This is a genomic window from Paenibacillus jamilae (assembly GCF_050482105.1).
Taxonomy (GTDB): domain Bacteria; phylum Bacillota; class Bacilli; order Paenibacillales; family Paenibacillaceae; genus Paenibacillus; species Paenibacillus jamilae_B.
Genome location: NZ_JBCNHI010000018.1, coordinates 243,086 through 266,544, shown reverse-complemented (window position 1 = coordinate 266,544; position 23,459 = coordinate 243,086). Strand labels below are relative to the sequence as shown.

The following is a 23,459-nucleotide window of genomic DNA, read 5'->3' as shown; positions in this document are numbered from 1 at the left end:
CCTATTATTATAGGGGGTGTATACAAATAAAGTCAAACATTTTGAAATGAGATCAAGATGTTACGGAAGCCGTCAGCATGGGAGTGACCCATTGCATCATAACCGGGGTAACCCATGTTTCAAAAGACGCACTGCCAATGAGCAGCACCATCATCACAGCAGTCAATCCTGCGTAAGACAGCAACGGACGCAACATCCCATCTGACGGCCGGTTAGCGAGTATTTTAGTTTTGATCATATGAATGGAAAAGGTCATTGCGGCCACACTACAAACGAGCAGTACCGGAATCACGAGCAGGTTATGTGGTGCAACCGAAACCAACGAAAATAATAGTCCCTTCCACGAATATTGCCCTACCATATAACCTACAGAAAATCCGATCAGCACACCCTTGAGAAAATTCAATACAAGAATACCCGGGAGTCCAATGACGGAAAGTCCGCATACCCAAATGAGTCCCACCCATTTAAGATGTAGAGAGACGCTGTCCCAAAAGGTCGAGGCCGCCTGCGAATCAGCAAAGCCCTGTTTGTTTTGATTGACCGTCACAAAAAAATCCTTCAGGTAACGGGACAAATCCTGTAACTGTTCCAATGAGAGTGCATTTACCATTAATGCGCCAAAGACAACTCCCACCAGAAACAGCACAGCTAAGAAAACATAATACGGCGTCTGATCCTTTAACGTATGACGAAACCATTGCATCAGTGTCCTGCCCCTTTCATCTGCTTGTTTGTCCAAAAAACAACCGTAGTCCGACGGCTGATGGCTTAGAAATGGGGCAGCTTTCGCTGCAAATCAAACATCACGAATGATGCGCCAAGCCAACGGCAGAGATATTTTAAGGTTATGAACAAGCAGACGCTGATATGCCTTTTTACAGAGACAAGACATTACTAGGGTATTTTACTAGGATTTCGCTATTTTTCCGTATGTTCCACCACCACCGGATACAAGCGCCAAGCGTCCTTCACGTGAAAGCACAATCTGCTCCGCTAGCACTTTACCGACGACAGTGGACAGCTCCTCCTCCGCAACCTCATGTAAAATATTCATTTCTGTTCCGAATGCTGCTAACAGCTGGTTCAGCTTCGCTTTACCCAAGCCTGGAATAAATTCCAGCGGAATCTGGTAAATGTATGGAGGACGATGAGCGGGAATTACGGGCTCTTCACGGTCAGCAATGCTCCAGATTCGATCGAGCACCCCCCGCACCAGCTTCGTATGGCCACAGTTAGGGCAACGTTCGTCCGCCATCTGCTGCTCGTCAATAATCGTACCGCAGCTTTGACAGTAAGAGCGATGATATTTCCCAAGTCTGGGATTCAAACCGTAGTTGGCACTCACTCGTCGTCCTTCACACCGCTCCAAAGCCATCCTGAATTCATCAAAACTCGGCTGTGCCAGTGATAATTTGTTATATTCTCGTCCAATTTTTCCGAGTGAATGGGCGTCTGAGTTCGTAAGAAAGCTAAAACGATCCAGCTCTGAAATCAAACTAGCCATAGATGAATCTGCGCTCAGCCCCAGTTCCACCCCGCTAATAAGCTCCATATCCAGCAGTTCCTCCATACGGGCTGCAGAACTGCCGTAAATGCCCTTATGCGGAGTGAATACGTGCGCAGGCACCATAATGCCTCCACGCCCGTAAATTTGCTGCTGTAGCTCCCGTGGCGGCGCATAGATCCGTTGCGAGCTGAGATTGACATTTTTCATATGCCGGGCCAGCCATTGGGTAAAATCCTCCATTGCCGCCAGATCAGGAAAATAGGCCAGTACGTGTGCCTCGGGACGACCTTCAGCCCGTATCTCCAGCTCCGTACCAAGCAGAATAACTGTATCCCTATATGCGATGCCGCCCCCGCTGATTTCTTCCATTTCACCTGTATGCAAATGGCTGCGAATGTCTTCTTGCACATTAGGTGCATGGCAGTCAATAATACCGATGAGTCCAATCCCTTTACGACCAGAAGCCTCCTTGGCTATGTTGGCAAACGTTAGGTCACGACTACCGCTAATTTTGATCGGAGCACCTTTCTCCGTTCTGCCGATATGAATATGCAGGTCTGCAAAGTAGTTGTTAAGTTCCATTATGTTTGTATCCATCCGCTTAGAAGCTCCCAGTTTGTTGGCTGAGCTGCCATGCATAGACGGCCAGAATCGTTTTGGCATCACTAATGCGTCCTTCATGAATAAGCGTGTGTGCTTCTTCCAGCGTCACCTCAAATAGCTCCAGAAATTCATCCTCATCCGGTGCCATCTCACCTCGCTCCAGTTCTTCTGCCACATACAGATGTATGATTTCATCCGCAAAGCCAGGAGATGTATAAAAAGAATGCAGCAGCTTCAATGATTTGGCTGTATAGCCTGTCTCTTCTCTCAGTTCACGACCCGCTGCTTCCATGGGGTCTTCACCACGCTCCAGCTTGCCTGCAGGGATTTCAACCTCACAGCGCCCCATAGCTTGTCTGTACTGGTCCACCACCAGCATTTTCCCCTCATGCAGAGCCAAGACTGCCACTGCACCTGGATGCTTTACAATTTCACGTTTCCCAGTGGAACCGTCGGGAAGCTCTACCGTGTCTACCTGTACCGTAATGACCTTTCCTTCAAAGATAGGCTGTGTGGACACTGTCTTTTCCTCCAGCGCAGGATTGGAATACGGCTTGCGAAGTACATTATTTGTTGTATTGTTCCCTTGCTTGTTCGTTTGGTTATTCATCAGGCATGTTTCCTCCTTCGTCCTCTATCTTTTCTTTTCATTAATAATTATGTCCAACATTAGTCTAACTTGTCCACTTCGAACATATGCTTGGGGTAGAATACCAAACTTTTAGTAATAAGGAGATTTCAGAACATGAAAAGCTATCGTACTGAAACCGCCCTCCATATCGTCGGCAAAGCTTGGCAGATTCAAGCTCTTCTGCGCCAATGGCAAAAGGAATATGGACCAACAACGACTATTGCTTCGTTAGCTGTTCCAAAAAAGGTTCAGGCTTAAAGGAGGAACACCGTTCCTATCTTTAACCTGAACCCTTTTTCGGTATATCGCAAATGTAAGAAAGAAAGTTTTATTTTGTAGTTTCTTGAATCAGGGCTACGACTACTTCAGCAACCTTCACTAGATCATCGGCCTTGATCTTTTCCTCTGTTGTGTGGATGTTCTGGTAGCCTACAGCCAAATTCACCGTTGGTATTCCAAGCCCGTTGAACACATTAGCATCTGAGCCACCACCGGAATGAAAAGTTGATGTTGCTAGTCCTAGTCCTTGAATGGCACGCTGTGCAACCTGTACAACTTCATCATGCTCCGTAAAGCTGAATGCCGGATAGATGACCTCACTGCGGAACTCTCCCTGAGCACCAAATTCACGCGTAGTGGTCTCGAGCGCTTCACGCATATGTTGGATTTGATGATTAACCTTTTCCTGTATAATACTGCGAGCCTCCGCACGGACCAGTACAAAATCGCACACCACATTTGTCGCGCCGCCGCCTTCAAAACTGCCGATGTTAGCGGTCGTCTCCTTATCAATCCGCCCCAATTTCATTTTAGAAATTGCTTTAGAAGCGACTTGAATGGCACTAATGCCATCTTCAGGATTGACTCCTGCATGAGCGGACTTTCCAGTAATTCTCATTTCAATACGTGCCTGCGTGGGAGCAGCTATACAAATAGAACCGACTTCTCCATTCGAATCCAAAGCATATCCGAAGTCAGAATCCAGCACTTCCGGCTTCATCGCCCGTGCACCCATTAAACCCGATTCCTCACCAGCCGTGATCACGAACTGAATCTGACCATGGGGGATGTTCTGCTCGCGCACAACACGAATCGCCTCGAACAAAGCAGCAATCCCAGCCTTGTCATCCGACCCCAAAATTGTTGAACCATCACTGCGAATCCAGCCATCCTCACCCAACTGTGGCTTAATGCCTTTGCCCGGAGTCACGGTATCCATGTGACAGGTAAAAAATATTTTGGGTGCCTGCTCCACACCTTCCGCCTTCCAGGTGACAATCAAATTGCCTGAACCATGTCCCGTTCTTTCGCGAGAATCGTCTTCTACGACTTCCAGTCCAAGTGCATTAAACTTCTCTTTCAGAACACGTGATATTTCCTGCTCATACTTTGTTTCACTATCCACCTGTACGAGTTCCATAAATTCCTGTACGATTCGGTCTTTTACTATTTTTACTGTCATTAAACTTTCCTCTCTTTCCCGATTACGCTACAATACGGATAGATGTTCTTATCTATGACTTAAACCTATCCTAAAGGAGTTACACATGTCTAACAAAAAATGGGTTCGTTTTTTCGTCTACGTTATGCTTGCAGCTATGATTGGCTCTACGCTGTTCATGGTGATTGAACCGTTTATTATGCCACTATAATAACTACACCGCACAAGTTTGGACTGCTCCATGATCCGTTAAAGCTAGTGTGGACAAGCTGCTGCACAAGCAAACAGGCGGGCTCCCGTGTCAATCACACAATAGCCCGCCTGACCTTTATTGGAAGGAGTGCGTTTGCCATTGCGCAGCAAATGAAAATTGCTGTTCAAAGTACGGTACAATTTCCTTCGCAATTTGCTCCACCGAAAAAGACTGCTGTGTACAGTCCTCTAATGAGGTCACACCGTATTCCTGAATTCCACACGGAACAATGCCTTCAAAGCCTTCATGTTGTATTCCTGACTTGATGTTAAAGGCAAAGCCATGGCTGGTTACGAAGCCCCGACGGTGCTTACATTTGTTAAATTTGACACCAATGGCCGCAATTTTAAGATTCCCGATCCATACCCCCGTATATTCAGGCTTACGGCTCCCTTCAATCCCATAAGATGCTAGCAACTGAATGATTACTTCTTCCAGATTTCGAAGGTATCCGTGCAGATTTAAAGCCTCTCGGTTGCCAAGCACAAGCAGGGGATATCCAACAAGTTGCCCGGGTCCATGGTATGTAATGTCTCCCCCGCGATCAATCTGAAAGACACTGATGCCCTGCTCTTTCAGCTGCTCTGGTGTAAGGAGCAAATGCTCAGGATGCCGCTGGGAACCAATGGTGTAGGTGGGCGGATGCTGGAGAAGCATAAGTGTTTCTCTCGCTTCTCCCGCATCCAGCTTTCCCACAATCTCCTTCTGGACCTCCCAGGCATGGCCATATTCCATCCTATTCATATAGGTTACATCAAGCGGTCGTCTGTTCACGGCCTGTCACTTCCTCTCCGTCCATTTACCTAACTGTTCGGATGATTAGTACAGCTTCGTATCCAAGGTGTAGCCTTCCAGATTTTCTTTAACCCGTTGCAGGAATCGTCCGCAAATTACTCCGTCTAAAATGCGATGATCCAGCGACAGACACAAATTTGCCATCGAGCGCACGGCAATCATATCATCAATAACGACTGGTCGTTTGACAATGGATTCAAATGTAAGAATGGCAGCCTGCGGATAGTTAATCACCGGATAAGATAAGATTGAACCAAAGGAACCGGTATTGTTTACAGTGAATGTTCCGCCTTGCATGTCATCCAGTTTGAGTGTACCTTCGCGAGTTTTACGTGCCAAATCGTCAATTTCACGAGCTAAGCCAGCAATATTTTTCTGGTCGGCTTTCTTAATAACAGGAGTAAGAACAGAATCCTCCGTACCTACGGCCAATGAAATATTGATGTCTCTTTTGATGATAATTTTATCCACTGCCCACACCGAATTCATGATCGGATATTCCTTGATTGCATTCACGACTGCTTTCATGAGAAAAGCAAGGTACGTAATGTTAATGCCTTCTTTTTGCTTGAACTCGTTTTTGATCTTGTTGCGGAGCATCACCAGGTTGGTCACATCCACTTCAATCGTCGTCCAGGCATGAGGAATCTCCGAAACACTTTGCCGCATATTACGGGCGATTGCACTGCGAATAGGTGTAACATCAATAAAATATTCCGATCTGTTATTGTTATTACCTTCAACTTCGATCATAGGAACTTTCGGTGCTTCCGTTAAATGAATGCCGCTGTTGCGCACCGGAATTGTAGGGTCCATATTTTGAACAGGCGCACTATGCTGAGCGGCAGACTGCTGTATTCCTGCAAAAGGAGATCCTTGCCCTTGGGTCGTCCCAGTCGTTTGGTCAGTCACTCCAGTTGGAGTGGAGCCGCCCTGCTGCACAAAATTCAGCACGTCTTTACGGGTAATTCTCCCCCCCATGCCTGTGCCTGGCACTCTGCTTAGGTCCACATTGTGCTCAGCAGCGAGGGTTTGAACTGCTGGAGAAAAACGTCCTCGCATGGACTGATCCGAAGTCGTTCCCTGTTGGGATTGTGCTTGTGCGTTGCTTGGGGATGCTGGTGCAGAAGTTGTCGCTGGTGATGCCGCTGGTGCAGCGGACTTCGTCTGAATCCGGCAAATCAATTCTCCTACTGCTACCGTCTGGCCTTCCTCAGCCAACAGGTCACCCATAATGCCATCCAATGTGGATGGGATTTCTGCGTTCACTTTATCTGTAATAACCTCGCAAATTGGCTCGAATTGCTCTACCGAATCACCAGGTTGCTTCAACCATTTGGCAATTGTCGCTGATACAAGCGATTCAGCTAATTGCGGCATAGTCACGTCGTTCCATTGTGTTTGGTCTGACATTTTTTTCAACTCCTTAACATCATAGAAGGGCGCGTTTTATCGCTGCCCTGCTACACTTTTGGAATGCTTTCGCCTGAATTCTGCTCCATATTAATACATGGCGAGACGGCGCATGGCTTCCTTCACTTTATCCTTGTTTAACATATAAAACTTCTCCATCGGTGGACTGATCGGCATAGCTGGCACATCAGGTGCGCACAGGCGCTCAATCGGTGCATCCAGCTCAAACAAACACTCTTCATTGATAATGGCCGATACCTCGGCACCGATTCCGCCCGTTTTGTTGTCCTCATGAACAATTAATACCTTGCCTGTATGTCGAGCAGCTTCAATAATAGCTTCACGATCCAATGGCTGGAGTGTGCGCAAATCCACAACATGTGCGGTTATGCCCTCTTCCTTCTCCAATTCCTCAGCGGCCTGCATGACAAAATGCAACGGCTGACTATATCCGATGACCGTAATATCGTCACCCTCACGTAATAGATTAGCCTTGCCGATCGGAACGATATAATCATCCTCGGGCACTTCGCCCTTAATCAGCTTGTAGGATTTTTTATTTTCAAAAAACAGCACTGGATCAGGGTCACGAATGGCTGCTTTCAGCAATCCTTTGGCGTCATAAGGTGTAAATGGAGCAACAATCTTTAGACCTGGTGTACCAAAAAAGATAGATTCCGGACACTGAGAGTGATACAAACCACCGAAAATACCGCCACCGATAGGTGCGCGGATCACCACAGGACAATTCCAATCGTTGTTAGACCGGTAACGGATTTTAGCCGCTTCACTAATAATCTGATTCGTCGCTGGCAGCATGAAATCCGAATATTGCATTTCGGCAATCGGCTTCATCCCGTACATCGCCGCACCAATGGCAACCCCTGCAATCGCCGACTCTGCCAATGGCGTATCCATGACACGCTGCTCACCAAATTGGTCCATAAGACCCTTAGTTGTAGTAAAGACGCCGCCCTTCACGCCGACATCCTCACCTAATACAAAAACCGTTTCATCCTGCTCCATTTCTTCTTTCATAGCAAGACGTATCGCATCAATATATTCCATAATCGCCATCGTTACCGGCCCTCCCCATCGCTATCAGCATACACATGCAGTAGCGTATCTTCGGGCTTTGGAAAAGGCGCATTATCTGCATATTCAATCGCTTCCTTGACTTCAAGCAGCAGCTCTGCCGACAGATCCGCATCTTTGGCCTCATCCCAAATGCCGCATTCGATCAAATAGCTCTTCATACGGGCTACGCCGTCCTTGGCCCAGTTCTCATCCACTTCCTCCTTGGTCCGGTAAGCCAGATCATTATCCGAGGTAGAGTGAGGAGACAGACGGTACATCATCGCTTCGATCAGCGTAGGACCTTCACCGCGTACAGCACGTTCACGCGCTTCCTTCACAGCGGCGTATACGGCCAGCGCATCATTACCATCGACACGAATCCCTGGGAACCCATAACCCAATGCACGGTCGCTTACCTTACCCGCCAACTGTTTGTGGATTGGAACCGATATCGCATATTGATTATTCTCGCACATAATGATGACTGGGAGCTTCTGTACTCCTGCAAAGTTACAGCCTTCATGGAAATCTCCCTGATTGCTGGAGCCCTCACCAAATGTAACAAATGATACAAAATCCTTCTTCTGCATCTTGGCAGCCAACGCTACGCCCACTGCATGCGGCACCTGCGTCGTCACTGGGCTGGAGCCTGTCACAATACGCAGCCGTTTACTACCAAAATGCCCTGGCATCTGGCGACCTCCGCTGTTGGGGTCATCTGCCTTGGCAAAGGCGGACAGCATCAATTCGCGCGGCGTCATGCCAACTGCAAGCACGAATCCGTAATCCCGATAATAGGGAAGGAAATAGTCCTTTTCCCGATCTAGGGCGAAAGCTGCACCTACTTGTGCCGCTTCCTGTCCAATGCCGGAAACGTGGAAATTAATTTTCCCTGCCCGTTGCAGGAGCATATTGCGCTCGTCAAATCTTCTTGCGAGCAACATATATCTGTACATATCAATAACTTGTCCGTGAGTAAGTCCCAGCTGTTCATGTCTGAAGCCAGCGTCTACAGCGCCTTTAGAACTCATTGAGGCACCTCCTTAAATGTCAAACATCCTACTTTCAGCACCTAGTACCATCTCGTCTTAAAACCTGGTACTAAACTCTGACTAACCCCATTATAATCCTTTTCTCCCCAAAAAGAAAAGCACCGATTATTCGAAACGTTTATATACCTATCGCTTGTCCATCAACGGCCAGCATCGCTTCTCCCAAAATCTCCGACAACGTTGGATGCGGATGAATAAGCTGTCCGACTTCCCATGGTGTAGCATCCAGCAATTGCGCAAGAGCGGCCTCGCTGATCAGATCCGTTACATGCGTACCGATCATATGTACACCGAGAATATCATTAGTCTTCTGGTCAGCCACCACTTTAACGAAGCCATCCCGACTGCCGTACACTAGCGATTTTCCAATAGCTTGAAAAGGGAATTTCCCTGTCTTCACCTGATGCCCACGTTCACGAGCTTCATGCTCCGTCAAGCCGACGCTTGCCGCTTCAGGACGTGTGTAAATACACCGCGGGATCAAATGGTTGGGTACACTGTGAAACTCTTCACCCGCCAGATGATGAACCGCCTGCAAACCTTCGTGACTCGCCGCATGGGCCAGTTGCAAGCCGCCAATGCAATCCCCGATGGCGTAGATATGTGGCTCATTCGTCTGCAAATGCTCATTAACCGAGATAAAGCCACGCTCTACGCGGATATCTGTATTTTCCAGCCCGATGTTTTCCACATTCGCCTGACGACCTACAGAAATGAGCAGTTTGGCAGCACTGAGGGTTTCGGTTTCCTCCCCTTTTTGCACGTCAATCTGTACGCCCTCCTCGTCCTTGCCGTAAGTTTCAGCCAATACCTGCGCCCCCGTCAGCACCTTGACACCACGCTTGGTTAACAAGCGCTGCATTTCACGCGAGACGTCCTCATCCTCCGTAGGAATAAGCCGATTCGCGGCCTCAACCACCGTAACCTCCACGCCAAAATCATTTAACATAGAAGCCCATTCCACGCCAATGACACCACCACCCACGATGATTAGAGATGCCGGCAGCTTCTCCATCGTCAACGCTTCGTCGCTGCTGAGAATAAATTCGCCATCTGGCTCCAGTCCAGACAGCACACGCGGACGTGAACCCGTAGCTATAATGAGATGTGCAGGCACAACCGTCTCCATCTCGCCATCTTCTAATTCCACAGCCACTGCTCCACTTTTAGGAGAAAATATAGATGGTCCAATTACGCGGCCCTTACCGCTTAGCACCGTAATTTTATTTTTGCGCATCAAAAATTGAACGCCTTGGTGTAGTTGCTCCACTACAGCTTCCTTACGCTCCTGAACCTTGGGAAATACAAGCTGTGCTCCCGATGTCTCGATACCATATTGCGCACTTTCTTTAATCGTTGCGTATACTTCCGCACTGCGCAGCAAAGCCTTGCTTGGAATACAACCACGGTGCAGACAGGTTCCGCCAAGCTTGTCCTTTTCGATGATAACGACTTCCTTGCCGAGCTGGGCTGCGCGAATAGCTGCTACATACCCTCCAGTTCCCCCACCTAAAATAGCGACATCACAATGTATAGTCATGTTTCTCCTCCATTAACATTGATTATATATAGCTTATTGTACTCTCTTTATTTCACTGTACAAAATATTGCGTTTAGGCATAGGCTAGATTCATCTTTCCCACCTAGACATCTCCCCATATCATTCATACAACGCATCGCGTAATTTGGTAGACATCCTTGGACTTTGTGCTGATTTGGATCGCAATGCCTTGCGTAATGATTCATTTTGCTTGCACAGAAGATTTAGCTCTGCCTCCAGCTCAGTGATTAACTGCAAAGCTTGGGGGCTAATCAGTTCTTGTTCCAGTAATGTTCTTTTTTTGGCACTATAATCCGTATTTTTTTCATCCATGCCTTCCACTCTTCCCTTCATTCCACTACCCTTCACCATATCATGCCCGCGGCGGCAGAGCAATGACGACCACATTTACGTTTGAAGAATAGACATACAAAAACATGTCGAAAAACAATATATTTTCTCTAGTCTGTATATGCCTCGTTATGGTAATCTATAATGGCGTTTTCTTTCGGTAATGAAGATTTACAGCGTTATGTATATGTTAAGAGAGGGGAATTCGCTTTGCCTACAGGACGAATTACGATTATTACAGGCCCCATGTTCAGCGAAAAATCCGGCGAATTAATTCGCCGTTGTCAAAAACTAATCCAATACGGGCATCGCAAGGTGGTTGCTTACAAACCAGCTGAAGATAGCCGTTATGCCGAGGATGAAATTGTAAGCAGGATCGGATATCGGCTGCCCGCTATCTCTATTCCGAGAAAACTTACAGATGAGCTTGTTCAGCGTATTTTGCAAGAAACGAAAGATGCCGATGTAGTTGCCTTTGACGAAGTCCAGTTTTTCAGTCGGCATATTATGGCGCTCATACAAGAGTTAGCTTATTGCGGTAAGCATGTCATTGCCGATGGGCTGAATCTGGATTACCGAGGCAAGGAGTTCGGTTATATCGGCGGTCTGCTCGCTATGGCAGATGACATCGAGAAGCTGACTTCCTTCTGCGCTGTATGCGGCAGCTCGGAAGCAGTATTTACGCAACGTATGGTCAATGGAAAGCCTTCCACAGTCGGACCTATCGTGATGATTGGCGACTCTGAGGCCTATGAGCCTCGTTGTCGCAAATGCTTTATACCTCCCCATAAAGTGAACTGCGACTCGTAAGTTAGAAAGGTCGGCAAACTGAATTATGCCTGGCTCAGAATATGTACGGGATACCCAGGAACTGAGCTGATTATGCAGTTAGAACCCAAGAGTGCGTAGTAAAATACTAACAAAAAACTCCCAACCAATTTACTTACATACGGTTGGGAGTTTGTATTTATAAAATTTCTTGAATGATGGTTCTTCATAATCTGTATAGATTAAAGTGGCAACATATCCTGTCTTTCCGCCTTGTGCTTACATTCTTTACATACCCCATACAGCGAGCCATTATCATCGGCGTAAAAGGTTAACTTCTCTTCTTTTTTGCAAAAGGAGCATTTTTGCTTGCTTGTGTTTTGGATGGAGTCAGACAGTCCAAAGCCAGCTTGAGTCTTATGATCTGCTGCTTTTGTATTCGCACGTGGACCAGAAGACACTTTAGGCTTCATTTCATTTCCGGTGCGGAATTGCCGGGTGGGCTTACGAGGACGAAATTCAATGACATTACTGCCTTGATGTTCATTCGCTTGTTTATTGCTATTGTGTCCGCGCCGCGCCATAACAATCCAAACCAACGCTACCAATAACACGCCGACGATTACCCAAGTCAGACTATTCCACATGCTCTCATCCCTGCCTTTGCTTAGAATCTTTAGCGTTAATACGAATCCGTGTGATGCAATGACTCAGCCTATAACTTTATTCATTCAAATAAAATTGAGTATGTTAGGTAGAACATCTTTATTCCTGAGATGAATTTTGAGCCTTTTTACAAATTGTACATCATCCTTTTGAAAAACGATAATATCCACTATCCACTCTATGGAAATCGTTTTCCTTAATATAGTGCTTGTCTGCTTCCCGATGATAAGAACAAAAATATCTAAGATGGTTGTATTACTCCCCTTGATAATAAACATCTATGAATCTTTTCGTTAACGGATTAAACTTATCAAAGCGTTTGCGATGGGGTAAAAAGCCTGACTTATGTACTTGTTCTGCTAGTGTTTCAACATGATCAAATCGCTTAAAAAAGGGTAACGCGAAAGTATAGATATCTTCAATGATTTCTTGGATCACTCGTTCTCTTTCTGCTTTTGTGGACACAACGTAATCCCTATTGTCTGTATACTTCTTGGTCAAGGCGATCAACTCACTGTGAAAACAAGCCCCTGTATTATATTCCTTTTTTATTCTTTTAGATTCTACGGTAATGTAAACCTTTAAAGCACTATATTTAGTCGGGCCAAAACAAATTTCAAATACAAATTCCTTGTTTTCTTTTTTCAAAACTTTTCGGCTTTTCAGATATTTAAAATCATTCAAAAACGGCGTAGCTATGATTTTGTCTATTGCTAACTGACGTAGATCACTTGCTTTAAGTTCAGTCTTATTGTCCATGATGTCACTCCAATCCAAGAATTTCCCACCATTATATCATATTTTTCCAAGTCTATAGACTCCTCATGTTTCCACCCTTTAATTTCAAAATATTAGTTAAAAATAAATCAGAAAAAGCCGCTCACAGTAGAACGGCTTTTTCCTCTGAAAGATAGAAGCAGTATACGAATTATACTTTGAATTTACCAATTTGCACTTGCAAATCTTCTGCCATTTTGGACAGATTTCTTGCGGAGGAAGCAATTTCCTCCATCGATGCCAGCTGTTCTTGAGTCGCAGCAGATACGTGCTGTGTCCCGGCTGCAGCCTCCTCTGCAATTGCTGAAATTTGTCTAACAAAGCCAACAATCTCATCAGTGCTTGCAGACATTTGCTCCGATCCAGCAGAAACCTCTTCAATTTCACTGGCTACTTTATTAACGGTTTCCTGAATGAGTTCAAAGGATGCACCTGCATTTTGCACGACTTCACGACCTGTCATGACATCTCGCCCATTGGACGCCACCGCCTCAATAGCATGCGAGGTATCCTTTTGTATCAATCCCACCAGTTCCGTAATTTGTTGAGCAGAATAAGCTGATTGTTCAGCCAACTTACGAACTTCACCAGCAACTACAGCAAATCCGCTACCATGTTCTCCTGCACGAGCCGCTTCAATGGCAGCGTTCAAGGCTAGAAGATTAGTTTGACTCGAAATATTGGTGATGACGTCAATAATCTTCCCGATTTCATCGGAACGCTCTCCCAATCCAGCCATAAGTTCAGCCAAGCTATTCATAGAGTCATTCACACCATTCATTTGGACAACAGCCTGCTGGATCATCTGATTACCCTCAGCGGATTTGTGAGCCGCATCTTGAGCAGATGCAAAAACATTTTGCGCACGGATTGCAATTTGCTCGACGCCAATGGACATTTCCTCGATAGCCTGGGACGATTTGGTCACCATATCCACCTGATTGCCTGTCCCTGTAGCAACTTCCTGGACTGTTTCGGTAATTTGCGCAGTTGCTTGGGTATTTTGCTCTGCACTGGCCGTCAATTCCTCTGAGGAAGTGGTTACCAGTTCAGTCGTATTACTAACAGACTGAATCAGTTGACGAAGGTTTTCAACCATCGTATTAAAGGAATGGGTCAGCGTGCTAATCTCATCCTTGCCTTTTACGACAATGGCTTCCCCAGAAAGGTCACCGGACGCAATGCTTTCAGCAGCACGACTGATGCGTAAAATGGGTTTAGAAATAATTTGAGCTATAATGATCGCCATGATCAACGCTAGTACAACGGCTGCAATGCTCAAAACCATAACTAATTGTCTACCTGAAATAAAGTTATCAACAGCCTCTTTCGTAGTCAGTTTTGATCCATCTGCGTTCAACTTAATAAGCTGAGCGATCATATCGTTTGAACTATACCATAACTTATAGGACTCTTGGTGAAGAATGCTTGATTGAGCGTAATCATTAGCTCGCCCAGCTGCAATCACTTCTGGTAACTTACCCAAATACTCCGTATAAGTTTTAGAAAATTCTTCATACATTTCACGTTCCTTAGGGGTAGCAATTAATTTTTCGTATGTTTTTCGTCCTTCTTCAACTTTTTTTAAAACCTTATCATATTCGGCCTGAACCTTCTCCATTTCCTCGGGGTCACGTTCTACAATAATGTTCAATGAAAGCCGCTCAACATCAGATATATCCCCATTTAGTGTTCCGAGGATCGTCACGCTTGGCATCCAATGGCTATCAATTGCCATTGAAGTATCGCCTAAATTTTTCATTTTTGAGATCGATACTGTACTGATCCCGATCAACAGGATTATTACCGCAAGAAAACCCAATAACAATTTTGTTCGAATGTTAAATTTCATATACTCGCTCCTCAGTTCTCTTTATAATAGATTAGATATTATATCGACAAGAATCGACACATTGTTTATATCAAATTTAAAGAGAATATCAGAACTGTTTACAAAAGGTAAATTTTTCTTTGTGATCGTTTAAATAACTATTCATACTTACTTTAAAACCGCTTGAGAATTATTTTTCGTCCATCCCACTCATCTTTCAAACATTGCAAGCAAAAAAGAGATACCCCAAAACGGGTATCCCTTTCTATTTCACTTCCTTGCCATAATCATAAATCGTTCTGCATTTGTCCTGATTCTTTTGTTTTTGTCCAAAGTCAGGAACATACCACCAGTTCCACCTTACCTGGACGGCGTATGCTACCGCTCGAACGATGTTACGCTCATAAAAAAGAAAAAGCGCCTGCCTTTGAAGAGATGAGCGCTTCGTTTATTGTTATATTAAATACAAAACTGCAACGTAGTAGTCCGTACAAAAACCACAGTATAACCTATAGAGACACGCTTAACGTAATATTATAAAGATTTTTTGAAAAAATCCGCAGCAATTTGCGTAGAAAACTCATGCGTTACGCCTTGTGGTGAGAGTAGAGATACGTTTCCTTCTGCACCTAATTGTGTATAGTGATCTTTTATTTTAGCGTAAGAGACCTGTGCATCCGCGATATGGAAGTGATCTATCTCACCATTAACATATAGAGCCTTACGCGGCGCGATTAGATTACCAACGTCCCACATCTCCCCGACGTTAAGGATACCGCTAATGTTGTTGCAGATATCATGCGTACCGTCTGTGAATGTTTTTTCGTATGTACCGAGATAACCCTGTACGTACGCAGCGCTCACTCGATCATCTAACGCAGCAACTAACATACTCAGCGCCCCGCCAGTAGATACGCCAGCGGTCCCGATTTTTTGTTTATCTACGTAGGGGATAGCGTTTACCGCAGCACTAAGATACAAGGCGTCCGTAGTTATATCTCCATACCAAGAACCACCTTGTAAGCGCGATACTGCATCTAATACCAGGTGATCTCCCATCTTTGCCAGCTTACCCATACCTCTATTCTCCATGGTGTAAACAAGGTAACCCTTTTGAGCAAGCCCTACTCCCCCTGCATGTTGGTAAGACTCTCGCTTTGAAATAAGTTCTTCCATTTCACCATGTCCAGAAAATACTAGCACCGTAGGATACTTAATATTTGTTTTAAAGCCTTTTGGATAGATTACTTCGCCAGGAATTTTTTGACCATCAAAGCTAGAAAAGGTTATATCTGTTACATCTAGCCCATCTACCTTCTTTTGTTCTCCATAGAGGATTTCAGGAGCATCCGGTAACTTGCCGCTATTCAAATGAATACCATAAACAGATATAAGATTCTGCTTAAATGTGTTCGACTCATTGGTCCCCATATTAGCATAAGCGAAGGATGTAGTCATAATCAGGATAAGTGCCACCAATAGTAAGTTTATCTTTCTACGCAAAATCAACTCAACGCCTTTTCAAAAGGTATTTATTAATAAATAATATTAATAGAGTACCTTTATTGCATAAGACAAGTCAACGTAAAGTGAATACAAAATGCCCTCAAAATCCGCAGATGCAACAGAATTGCCTACAATAGTGGCTGACGACCTTTGACTTGTGATGGTGTTGCCAGCTATCAAGATATTTTCTAGTTTGTTGGCTGTGTTGGTTACCAAATTAATCCCTACACTATTTGTATTATTGAGTTTTATTTGATTGTCTTTAATATTTGCAGTCAATATTGAAGTATCCTCGTCCTTGCCGATTGCTATTTGTGCTCTCGCCTTATTTAAGCAATTAATTGCGTTTTTCACTACACGTATGTCTTCTGCAATAGATTGATCATGCCCAAGTTGTAACACCATTTCGGACATTGAGGTAATTTTGTTATTCTCTATAGTTATATTCTTTGGATTAGTCCCGTCGAGTAGCAATCCCCATATCCCTAGATTTTCAGCTCGATCAACTTGAATTGTGGATGTCCCATAGGTGTCTTGAAGATTATTACTGATAGAATCTCTCACAGTGATATTTCTCGAACCGCAAATGTCTACGAAATGTTGATCGTGATTTAACGATTGAACACGCTCAATAAGTACATTATCCGCATGTCCCAGCGCAATCAAATCCCCGTAAGTCCTCGGCTTGGAGGTGATATCACCGTCTGTAATCGTGAAATTTCGCAACATGATATTGCCAGCTGCTTTATATCCTCCCTTTGTGTCGTAGCCTTTATTTACGAGCAATACGCCGTTTTGCTTCCGTTCACTACTAATCCGTTTGAGGATGGTGACACCCATACCAGAGCCTTCTATAATCACTCCAGCGGGTATTACAATACATGCTTTACTGTGAATACTCTTAGCGATACTAAGGAGATACGTCCCTTTGCCTAGTACAAGCTTGCCGCCTCCCACTCTTTCGAGGTAGTCAAGCGCAGACTGGATAGCTTTTGTCTGATCAGTCCCGTCTCCACTGGCACCGAACATATTAGATGTAACCGTATTTTTTATTCCTCTATCCAGTTTAGCTTGTAGATCAGAAGCACCAATAGTGAAAAACCAAACAATCATTAACAAAATTATTGAAATTTTCACCCGCATCATCTAACAACCTTCCTTAGTAGTATATGTTAATATCTTACATTTTTATGGGAAGTAAAGTCAATAATATAATAATACTGGTAGATTCATATTCTGATGCGCGTCATGCGATAGTCCAGAGAACATATAATGCCAGCATGATTCGTAGGGTCTATTGCGAGATTCGCAATTATCTCTTTCGTAGCCTTCCTATAAGCTTATTCTCAAATACTTGATATCTTTAATTGCTCACCTGTAATTCCTCTTTGAACGTTCATACGATGAGTTTTTATATAGGAGTCACTCTATTGGTTACTATTAATCGATGGATATGAAAATTTGGGCATCTTGCAAAAAAATAACGCCCATCTCCAAAGAGATAAGCGTTATTCGCAACGATCGGTAAATTATTGCAAACTTGCGTTTTACTCATGTTCATTTTTACACGTAGTCGCATCAGGCTTTCAGGACACCTTATTCTCAATCCGCAGCTTATCTGCAACCATCGCAATGAATTCTGGATTTTAGCTCCAAAATCATTAGGCTTTTTGTATCCAATGATTAAACTAGGGATAAAGAAAATGCTGAATAGAAAAATGGTGTAGTGAAACCCAGTATTGTTAACATTAGACCATGTGGAGAATCCTAAAAGGAAAAGAAAATGATCACCAAGTATGTAATCTCCAAATTCAAAAGAAACAGCTATACCAAGAAGGGATAACAGCAGCGAAAGTGAACCCCAACCTATTTTTTGCTTGTTTCTTCTCAACAAATAATAGATAATTAGTAAAATTGCGATTGTTTGTATGCTATATGTCAATATTGATAAAAAAGAATTTGTCATGAATCCTCCTTAAAGTATTTGTCTTATGTATTATCATATGAAGCAAAATTGACAAAACAAGTATATCAAAAGATGTTTTTGTAAAAATAATGTTGGTAGCTCCCAACACATCTTTAAGAGTCACCAGCAAAAAGCTATTTTTAAGATATTGTTACATAGCGTTTTTACTTTATAGTTTTGTACATATGTATTGAATATATAAAGCGTCTTGGATTTAAATCCAAGACGCTCCCCTGCTTTAGTAACGGTTAGCTAATATCTCCTGTGAACTGACCCGTAGTACCCCAAGCATCGCCCCTAACTTCGTTACCGTTAGCTCTGAATTGAACTATATATTTCCCTGAAGGCATCCCATTAGGGAATGAATTAACGCTAGTCCACGTTAATGTGTCCCCTTTGCCAACAGTTTTATAGACATACTCTTTCCCGTTACTTTGCAAGCTCCAAGTGAGGTCTGATTTTCCTCTATTCTGAACTTTAATCCTTACATGTCCATAACCTTTTTCAACAATTAAGCTCATCGTCGGACTTGTCCCACCAAGAAGCTCATGTACCTCTTGACCAGTTGATTGGATAACTATGCCCCCATGAGTCTTCGGTACTTCAATCCCCATAGCTGGTGCGGCTGGTGCGGCAGATGCGGCTAAAGGAGCTACTGCCATTAAAGCCAATGCACTTGTAAGAATGATTGCTGTTTTCTTCAACGAAAAGCACTTCCTTTTCTATAATATGCGGAATACTTAACCATTATATCACAAAAATAGGAAATGTCTGTATAATTTTATTAGTATTTTGGAAAATGATTCTTTGGTACTGCTTATAGAACAAAGTTATACACAATAAAAAAGGGACTCTTGAGAGTCGCTTCGATTAAAAAATTTTTAGTTAAATACTCTGTAGCTTACTGATTGACAAAAATTTATATTCAATTAAATTATTTGGATTATGGAATTATTCGTGTGCAGAGGCGCTTTAAGCGCTCGTTTGCATAAGAAGCAATTTTATACATCAACAGCTAGCAAAGCGTACGACTATACATGAGCTCTTCTCAGGAGATTTGAAATGAAAAGACGCTCTCAGTTCTGCATCCTTACTAATCTACTGAATCACTGAATTTTTTGAATTGGTATAACATCCTCCCAAGTTTTAGCTTAACTATAATTAGTTCTGCACTTGTCTTATATCTTAATTCGTTCAGCAAAGCAAGAGCTTTTTCTGTCTCTACAGTATACAGAGCGCTATCTGCATGATATTGGTGGTGTTTAATTACCATTTCAATTATTTCAGTGTATACTTCAAGTGCTCTCATTAATTTATCTCGTTCCCTCTTTAAGCGGTTGTATCTTTCCTCAGACGTTTCCTTTTCAATCATCCATTGGACTCCTGTCTTCTACTCAATTACCTTACCAACATGCTCTAGCTCGTCTGAGCTAGATGGAGGGTAAATCATAACAAATGTTTTGCAGAGCATTATATGCCATTCACAAACATAAAGACCATTGAAAATAATTCTTTTCAATTTATATCAAATCAGCTTTCTCTAACAAAATCCATAAGCTATCACCAAGTTTGCTTGATGCGATTTCCTTGTCAAGTTCCACTAATACCAACCGCCTATTTATTGTATTCACCGTATCTTGCAATTCCAAAATAATTTTGGCTAAAGTTCTTTGATTAAGATGCTCTCCCCTACTACGCACTGTTGCGAATAAGCCATCAAAAAGAACATTGTAGGTCATCTGCTCAAGTATCAGCATATTCCTATCAGCGTTTAGTTCCTGAAACTCTTTAAATAATTTTTGTTGTTCTTCGGTTATATCAGTCATATCATAGTCCCTCCATAAACGTTATAGGACTATGCTTTTGATACTTCTTAGCAATTTCCTCATCCGAAAAGTCCAAATAAGCCTTTTGCGTGACCTCTACGGAAGAATGCCCCAATATTCTACAAAGAGAGAACCAATCTCCATTATTTAAGATATAATATTTGGTAAAATTATTTCGAAGCTGATGAGGGTGAATATGGATACCAACATTCTCACCAGCCACACGCAATGCACGCTCGTAATTCCTTACATCAAGTTGTGTTCCTTTAGTTGTTGGAAACATAAATGGACTTTCTGAGTATCTGTCCTTGTATCGAAGCCACTGTTTTAGTTCATTAGCTGATTTATAGGAGAAATAAACAAAACGCTCTTGCTTATTCTTTGCATTGATAATATGGATACTTTTGTGCTGGAAGTCAATATTCTCTGGTAGATGCTTAAACACTCACCGATCCTCATTCCTGTATCCAAAAGAAGTCGAGAGATCACATAATTTCTATAGCCGTGGAATGTACTTGTTTCAAATTGATTAAAAACTCTTTTTAGCTCGTCTGGAGTTAAAGTCTTCTTCATTTTCCGTTCCACTTTAGGGTTTTCTAATTTTTCTACGGGGTTTTTAGGAATCTCCCTTTCAACCTCATACAGATAATTAAAGAACACTTTTATATTACGAATGTAATTAGCAATTGTTGTTGTTGAAATTTCTTTCTTGTAATCTTTCCTGTTTTCAGGATGATTAATCTGTCTTGATTCGTCCTTGTTGACGACTGTATATTTTCCTCTCTCCTTCAAGTGTTTGATGTATTGCCGCAAATGACCAGATTGCACTTTTTTAACTTCTTCGACTTGAAATTCCTTTTTAAGATGGGCAACAAAAAGTTTTAACGTTTGTTCGTAGCTTGCCAGTGTCTTACGTGACAAATTTTTAGAGGGGCAATAAAGCATAAAATTATCTAGTTGAAATTTAAAATCTGTCATAACAAAAATACCGCCCTTCATTGGATTTGGACAAACCCAATAAATAACGGTATCAGTTGGTATGCTTCATATAAGTTTATCGGTTCAAAACAGGCTATCTCGGATATTTACCGCCAAAATTGTTTTAGCTGTAAATGGGTTCCAATCCCCGAAATCCCTTGTTACATCAATTTTCCCAACCTTTTCAGGACACTTTATTCTCAATCCGCAGCTTGTCTGCAACCATCGCAATGAATTCTGAGTTGGTTGGTTTGGACTTGCTAATATTAATAGTGTAACCGAACAGGTGGGAGATGCTGTCGATATTTCCACGGGTCCATGCTACCTCAATAGCATGGCGAATGGCGCGTTCTACGCGAGATGCCGTCGTTTTGAATTTTTCGGCGATTGCTGGATACAAAGTTTTGGTGATGGCTCCTAAAATTTCGATATTATTGTACACCATCGTAATCGCTTCGCGCAGATATTGATAGCCTTTGATATGGGCTGGTACACCAATCTCATGGATGATGGCCGTAATACTGGCATCTAGGTTTTTCGTCTTGCCCATAGGCACAACGTTGGATCGCATCGACGAAACGGTCACCGGGCTGTTGCTGACTAATTGCGGTCCTACCAATTGACGTATACGGTTAGCAAGTACTTCCATGTCAAACGGCTTCAAAATATAATAAGATGCCCCGAGTTGAACGGCCCTCTGTGTAATATTTTCTTGACCGAATGCAGTCAGCATAATGATTTTCGGCTGTGGAGTCAGGTTCATTTCTCTCAAACGCTCCAATACACCGAGACCATCCAGATGAGGCATAATAATATCTAAAATAAGTACATCAGGTATGTTGCGGGATTCTGCGATGCGTTGAAGCACTTCTTCGCCATTGAAAGCGATTCCTGTTACTTCCATATCCTCCTGATCGGAAATATATTCAGCAAGCAAATTCGTAAATTCCCGGTTGTCATCAGCCAACAATACCTCAATTTTTTGCAATGTACTTCCTCCTTATTGAGTGTTATTCCATTGGGACATCTGTTTGCATTTAATAAATATTTCTTGTCGGAGTATATGATTTCGACATCGAATTATGAATTCCTTCTGTCGAAAATTATTTTTATTTATTTTTTTTATAAATTCAATTATAATTGAATTTTTATCTTGCAGTTCTGAGTTATTCCTCTACTTTTCGACAAAAAAATCTTAAGGCCACTAGCTCGCCTTAAGATTTGAGGAAGACTCCAAGCTCAGTTTATTATGCATGATTCCTGCATCACGCAACATCCATTCGATAAAACACCCGTAACCTGATTTAGGGTCATTAACAAATACATGTGTTACAGCTCCGATCAGCTTACCATTTTGGATAATCGGACTCCCGCTCATTCCTTGCACGATTCCGCCAGTCTTTTCTAATAGCTTTGGATCTACAACTCGAATCACAAGCCCTTTGGTTGCCGGTTTATCCTGTTGAGAGATGTGTACAATTTCCGCTTGAAAACGCTGAATTTGTTGGCCTTCCAGTACAGTCAAAATTTCTGCGGGTCCTTCTTTTACTTCATTCGCAAGGCCCACCGGAATGGGCGTCGAATACAATCCATTTTGCGGCTCATCTGACATTTTCCCAAATATTCCGAAGCTCGTATTTCGTTCAATATTTCCCAAGATCCGATGATCTTTGAGAAAGTGAGCACGTTTTTCTCCTGGTTCCCCACTCTGGCTCTTCGCAATTGACGTCACATTGGATTGCACAATCTCTCCGCTTCCCACGACAATAGGCGTTTGAGTATTCATATCGGTAATTACATGGCCCAAGGCCCCATACACACCCTGATCCGGTGCATAAAATGTTAATGTTCCTACACCTGCAGCCGAGTCTCTAATATACAACCCAAGTCGCCATGCTTTATCATCCTTATCATATGCTGGTGTTAACTTGGTAGAAATCGTCTGCTCGCCTCGACAAAGCGTAATGTCAAGCGGCTTCTTGTTTTTACCTGCCTCGTCTACGGCTTCTGCTACCTTGCCGAGACTATTGAGGGGCTTGCCGTTCATGTGTGTAATCCGGTCCCCTAGGCGAATACCGGCTGTCTCACCAGGTGACACCTTGCGATCACTGGTTTCCTGAATGATATGGTGACCAACGACAAGCACACCTGAAGATTTTACCTTGACCCCGATCGTCTGCCCCCCCGGATATACTTTTAAATCGGGAATCACGCTTTCTTGGGCTGTCTTCACGCTTTTAGAGCCGAACAAATCCAAAGAAGCTTGTAGAGGCAGCGCTGCTTGCACATGCTGAACGTTACCGAGAGAACACATAAGAAAAACAAGCAAAAGACCGAGCAATTTGATCCTGGAGTAAAAATTCAATGGCTGTCACGCTCCCTTTGCTTCTTTCGCTTGACGAGTAAAGGTGGTCGCCAATTGCGTACCTATAAGGTAACCTTGCCCCCAGGCTTTTATAACTGTTAATCATTACG

24 protein-coding genes and 1 pseudogene are annotated in these 23,459 nt (G+C 43.3%); 3 read left to right on the top strand and 22 right to left on the bottom strand.

What is annotated here, in order from left to right; all coding sequences use genetic code 11:
- Positions 1–52 precede the first annotated feature (52 nt).
- The 3 genes from spoIIM to ABEW32_RS16335 form a co-directional block, all read right to left on the bottom strand.
- On the bottom strand, positions 53–706 hold the full coding sequence (spoIIM, locus tag ABEW32_RS16345) for a stage II sporulation protein M (RefSeq protein WP_430189343.1): 654 nt from the start codon (positions 704–706) through the stop codon (positions 53–55).
- Positions 707–910: 204 nt separating this feature from the next.
- Positions 911–2,107 (bottom strand): endonuclease Q family protein, encoded by a 1,197-nt coding sequence (locus ABEW32_RS16340; protein WP_430189340.1) that lies wholly within the window; start codon positions 2,105–2,107, stop codon positions 911–913.
- Between the two features lie 4 nt (positions 2,108–2,111).
- Positions 2,112–2,723, bottom strand: coding sequence for an NUDIX domain-containing protein (locus tag ABEW32_RS16335; protein ID WP_430189337.1), 612 nt, complete (start codon positions 2,721–2,723; stop codon positions 2,112–2,114).
- Between the two features lie 135 nt (positions 2,724–2,858).
- Between ABEW32_RS16335 and mciZ the strand changes: the two genes are divergently transcribed.
- Positions 2,859–3,002, top strand: coding sequence for a Z-ring formation inhibitor MciZ (mciZ, locus tag ABEW32_RS16330; protein WP_430189333.1), 144 nt, complete (start codon positions 2,859–2,861; stop codon positions 3,000–3,002).
- 70 nt (positions 3,003–3,072) lie between these two features.
- Here the strand turns inward: mciZ and ABEW32_RS16325 are convergent, their stop codons facing one another.
- On the bottom strand, positions 3,073–4,206 hold the full coding sequence (locus ABEW32_RS16325) for a tripeptidase T (RefSeq protein ID WP_430189330.1): 1,134 nt from the start codon (positions 4,204–4,206) through the stop codon (positions 3,073–3,075).
- An 85-nt stretch (positions 4,207–4,291) separates the two neighbouring features.
- Here ABEW32_RS16325 and prli42 point away from each other — a divergent pair, with 85 nt between their 5' ends.
- Positions 4,292–4,396 carry a stressosome-associated protein Prli42 gene (gene prli42, locus ABEW32_RS16320; protein WP_016822268.1) on the top strand — a complete coding sequence of 35 codons (105 nt, stop codon included), beginning with the start codon at positions 4,292–4,294 and terminating at the stop codon, positions 4,394–4,396.
- Between the two features lie 117 nt (positions 4,397–4,513).
- On the opposite strand, the gene lipB is transcribed toward prli42, so the two are convergent.
- The 6 genes from lipB to ABEW32_RS16290 form a co-directional block, all read right to left on the bottom strand.
- On the bottom strand, positions 4,514–5,212 hold the full coding sequence (gene lipB, locus ABEW32_RS16315; protein WP_430189327.1) for a lipoyl(octanoyl) transferase LipB: 699 nt from the start codon (positions 5,210–5,212) through the stop codon (positions 4,514–4,516).
- Positions 5,213–5,257: 45 nt separating this feature from the next.
- Positions 5,258–6,646, bottom strand: a complete 1,389-nt coding sequence (locus ABEW32_RS16310) for a dihydrolipoamide acetyltransferase family protein (protein ID WP_430189324.1) — start codon at positions 6,644–6,646, stop codon at positions 5,258–5,260.
- A gap of 90 nt (positions 6,647–6,736) precedes the next feature.
- Positions 6,737–7,723 carry an alpha-ketoacid dehydrogenase subunit beta gene (locus ABEW32_RS16305; protein WP_013310796.1) on the bottom strand — a complete coding sequence of 329 codons (987 nt, stop codon included), beginning with the start codon at positions 7,721–7,723 and terminating at the stop codon, positions 6,737–6,739.
- Between the two features lie 2 nt (positions 7,724–7,725).
- Positions 7,726–8,754: a thiamine pyrophosphate-dependent dehydrogenase E1 component subunit alpha gene (locus tag ABEW32_RS16300; RefSeq protein WP_013371751.1), complete on the bottom strand. Its 1,029-nt coding sequence runs from the start codon at positions 8,752–8,754 to the stop codon at positions 7,726–7,728.
- A gap of 139 nt (positions 8,755–8,893) precedes the next feature.
- Positions 8,894–10,315 carry a dihydrolipoyl dehydrogenase gene (lpdA, locus tag ABEW32_RS16295; protein ID WP_430189320.1) on the bottom strand — a complete coding sequence of 474 codons (1,422 nt, stop codon included), beginning with the start codon at positions 10,313–10,315 and terminating at the stop codon, positions 8,894–8,896.
- Between the two features lie 120 nt (positions 10,316–10,435).
- Positions 10,436–10,669: a hypothetical protein gene (locus ABEW32_RS16290; protein WP_430189317.1), complete on the bottom strand. Its 234-nt coding sequence runs from the start codon at positions 10,667–10,669 to the stop codon at positions 10,436–10,438.
- 207 nt (positions 10,670–10,876) lie between these two features.
- Between ABEW32_RS16290 and ABEW32_RS16285 the strand changes: the two genes are divergently transcribed.
- The gene (locus tag ABEW32_RS16285) at positions 10,877–11,476 is read left to right on the top strand and encodes a thymidine kinase (protein ID WP_430189314.1); all 600 of its coding nucleotides are present in this window, start codon (positions 10,877–10,879) and stop codon (positions 11,474–11,476) included.
- Positions 11,477–11,676: 200 nt separating this feature from the next.
- Here the strand turns inward: ABEW32_RS16285 and ABEW32_RS16280 are convergent, their stop codons facing one another.
- From ABEW32_RS16280 to spoIVB, 12 genes and pseudogenes are all read right to left on the bottom strand, one after another.
- A complete protein-coding gene (locus ABEW32_RS16280; protein ID WP_430189311.1) occupies positions 11,677–12,081 on the bottom strand; it encodes a hypothetical protein in 405 nt (134 codons plus the stop codon).
- Positions 12,082–12,355: 274 nt separating this feature from the next.
- Positions 12,356–12,859, bottom strand: a complete 504-nt coding sequence (locus ABEW32_RS16275) for a hypothetical protein (protein ID WP_430189308.1) — start codon at positions 12,857–12,859, stop codon at positions 12,356–12,358.
- A 169-nt stretch (positions 12,860–13,028) separates the two neighbouring features.
- The gene (locus ABEW32_RS16270; protein ID WP_430189305.1) at positions 13,029–14,729 is read right to left on the bottom strand and encodes a methyl-accepting chemotaxis protein; all 1,701 of its coding nucleotides are present in this window, start codon (positions 14,727–14,729) and stop codon (positions 13,029–13,031) included.
- Positions 14,730–15,242: 513 nt separating this feature from the next.
- Complete coding sequence (locus tag ABEW32_RS16265) at positions 15,243–16,211, bottom strand: acetylxylan esterase (RefSeq protein ID WP_430189302.1); 969 nt, start codon at positions 16,209–16,211, stop codon at positions 15,243–15,245.
- Positions 16,212–16,256: 45 nt separating this feature from the next.
- Positions 16,257–17,360, bottom strand: a complete 1,104-nt coding sequence (locus ABEW32_RS16260) for a hypothetical protein (RefSeq protein WP_430189299.1) — start codon at positions 17,358–17,360, stop codon at positions 16,257–16,259.
- A gap of 265 nt (positions 17,361–17,625) precedes the next feature.
- Positions 17,626–18,180 (bottom strand): hypothetical protein, encoded by a 555-nt coding sequence (locus ABEW32_RS16255; RefSeq protein ID WP_430189296.1) that lies wholly within the window; start codon positions 18,178–18,180, stop codon positions 17,626–17,628.
- A 248-nt stretch (positions 18,181–18,428) separates the two neighbouring features.
- Positions 18,429–18,884, bottom strand: a complete 456-nt coding sequence (locus tag ABEW32_RS16250) for a hypothetical protein (protein WP_430189293.1) — start codon at positions 18,882–18,884, stop codon at positions 18,429–18,431.
- Positions 18,885–19,273: 389 nt separating this feature from the next.
- Positions 19,274–19,552 carry a hypothetical protein gene (locus ABEW32_RS16245; protein WP_430189290.1) on the bottom strand — a complete coding sequence of 93 codons (279 nt, stop codon included), beginning with the start codon at positions 19,550–19,552 and terminating at the stop codon, positions 19,274–19,276.
- 148 nt (positions 19,553–19,700) lie between these two features.
- Positions 19,701–20,006 carry a hypothetical protein gene (locus tag ABEW32_RS16240; RefSeq protein ID WP_430189287.1) on the bottom strand — a complete coding sequence of 102 codons (306 nt, stop codon included), beginning with the start codon at positions 20,004–20,006 and terminating at the stop codon, positions 19,701–19,703.
- Position 20,007: 1 nt separating this feature from the next.
- Positions 20,008–20,984, bottom strand: a pseudogene (locus ABEW32_RS16235) (tyrosine-type recombinase/integrase).
- Between the two features lie 184 nt (positions 20,985–21,168).
- Positions 21,169–21,972, bottom strand: a complete 804-nt coding sequence (gene spo0A, locus ABEW32_RS16230) for a sporulation transcription factor Spo0A (RefSeq protein ID WP_013371763.1) — start codon at positions 21,970–21,972, stop codon at positions 21,169–21,171.
- 216 nt (positions 21,973–22,188) lie between these two features.
- Complete coding sequence (gene spoIVB, locus ABEW32_RS16225) at positions 22,189–23,349, bottom strand: SpoIVB peptidase (RefSeq protein ID WP_430189284.1); 1,161 nt, start codon at positions 23,347–23,349, stop codon at positions 22,189–22,191.
- Positions 23,350–23,459 lie beyond the last annotated feature (110 nt).

Excerpts from the sequence above, each read along its gene's own strand:
- spoIIM (WP_430189343.1), bottom strand. The coding sequence starts at position 706 with ATGCAATGGTTTCGTCATACGTTAAAGGATCAGACGCCGTATTATGTT.
- ABEW32_RS16340 (WP_430189340.1), bottom strand. The coding sequence starts at position 2,107 with ATGGATACAAACATAATGGAACTTAACAACTACTTTGCAGACCTGCAT.
- ABEW32_RS16335 (WP_430189337.1), bottom strand. The coding sequence starts at position 2,723 with ATGAATAACCAAACGAACAAGCAAGGGAACAATACAACAAATAATGTA.
- mciZ (WP_430189333.1), top strand. The coding sequence starts at position 2,859 with ATGAAAAGCTATCGTACTGAAACCGCCCTCCATATCGTCGGCAAAGCT.
- ABEW32_RS16325 (WP_430189330.1), bottom strand. The coding sequence starts at position 4,206 with ATGACAGTAAAAATAGTAAAAGACCGAATCGTACAGGAATTTATGGAA.
- prli42 (WP_016822268.1), top strand. The coding sequence starts at position 4,292 with ATGTCTAACAAAAAATGGGTTCGTTTTTTCGTCTACGTTATGCTTGCA.
- ABEW32_RS16310 (WP_430189324.1), bottom strand. The coding sequence starts at position 6,646 with ATGTCAGACCAAACACAATGGAACGACGTGACTATGCCGCAATTAGCT.
- ABEW32_RS16305 (WP_013310796.1), bottom strand. The coding sequence starts at position 7,723 with ATGGCGATTATGGAATATATTGATGCGATACGTCTTGCTATGAAAGAA.
- ABEW32_RS16300 (WP_013371751.1), bottom strand. The coding sequence starts at position 8,754 with ATGAGTTCTAAAGGCGCTGTAGACGCTGGCTTCAGACATGAACAGCTG.
- lpdA (WP_430189320.1), bottom strand. The coding sequence starts at position 10,315 with ATGACTATACATTGTGATGTCGCTATTTTAGGTGGGGGAACTGGAGGG.
- ABEW32_RS16290 (WP_430189317.1), bottom strand. The coding sequence starts at position 10,669 with ATGAAGGGAAGAGTGGAAGGCATGGATGAAAAAAATACGGATTATAGT.
- ABEW32_RS16280 (WP_430189311.1), bottom strand. The coding sequence starts at position 12,081 with ATGTGGAATAGTCTGACTTGGGTAATCGTCGGCGTGTTATTGGTAGCG.
- ABEW32_RS16275 (WP_430189308.1), bottom strand. The coding sequence starts at position 12,859 with ATGGACAATAAGACTGAACTTAAAGCAAGTGATCTACGTCAGTTAGCA.
- ABEW32_RS16270 (WP_430189305.1), bottom strand. The coding sequence starts at position 14,729 with ATGAAATTTAACATTCGAACAAAATTGTTATTGGGTTTTCTTGCGGTA.
- ABEW32_RS16260 (WP_430189299.1), bottom strand. The coding sequence starts at position 17,360 with ATGATGCGGGTGAAAATTTCAATAATTTTGTTAATGATTGTTTGGTTT.
- ABEW32_RS16255 (WP_430189296.1), bottom strand. The coding sequence starts at position 18,180 with ATGACAAATTCTTTTTTATCAATATTGACATATAGCATACAAACAATC.
- ABEW32_RS16245 (WP_430189290.1), bottom strand. The coding sequence starts at position 19,552 with ATGATTGAAAAGGAAACGTCTGAGGAAAGATACAACCGCTTAAAGAGG.
- ABEW32_RS16240 (WP_430189287.1), bottom strand. The coding sequence starts at position 20,006 with ATGACTGATATAACCGAAGAACAACAAAAATTATTTAAAGAGTTTCAG.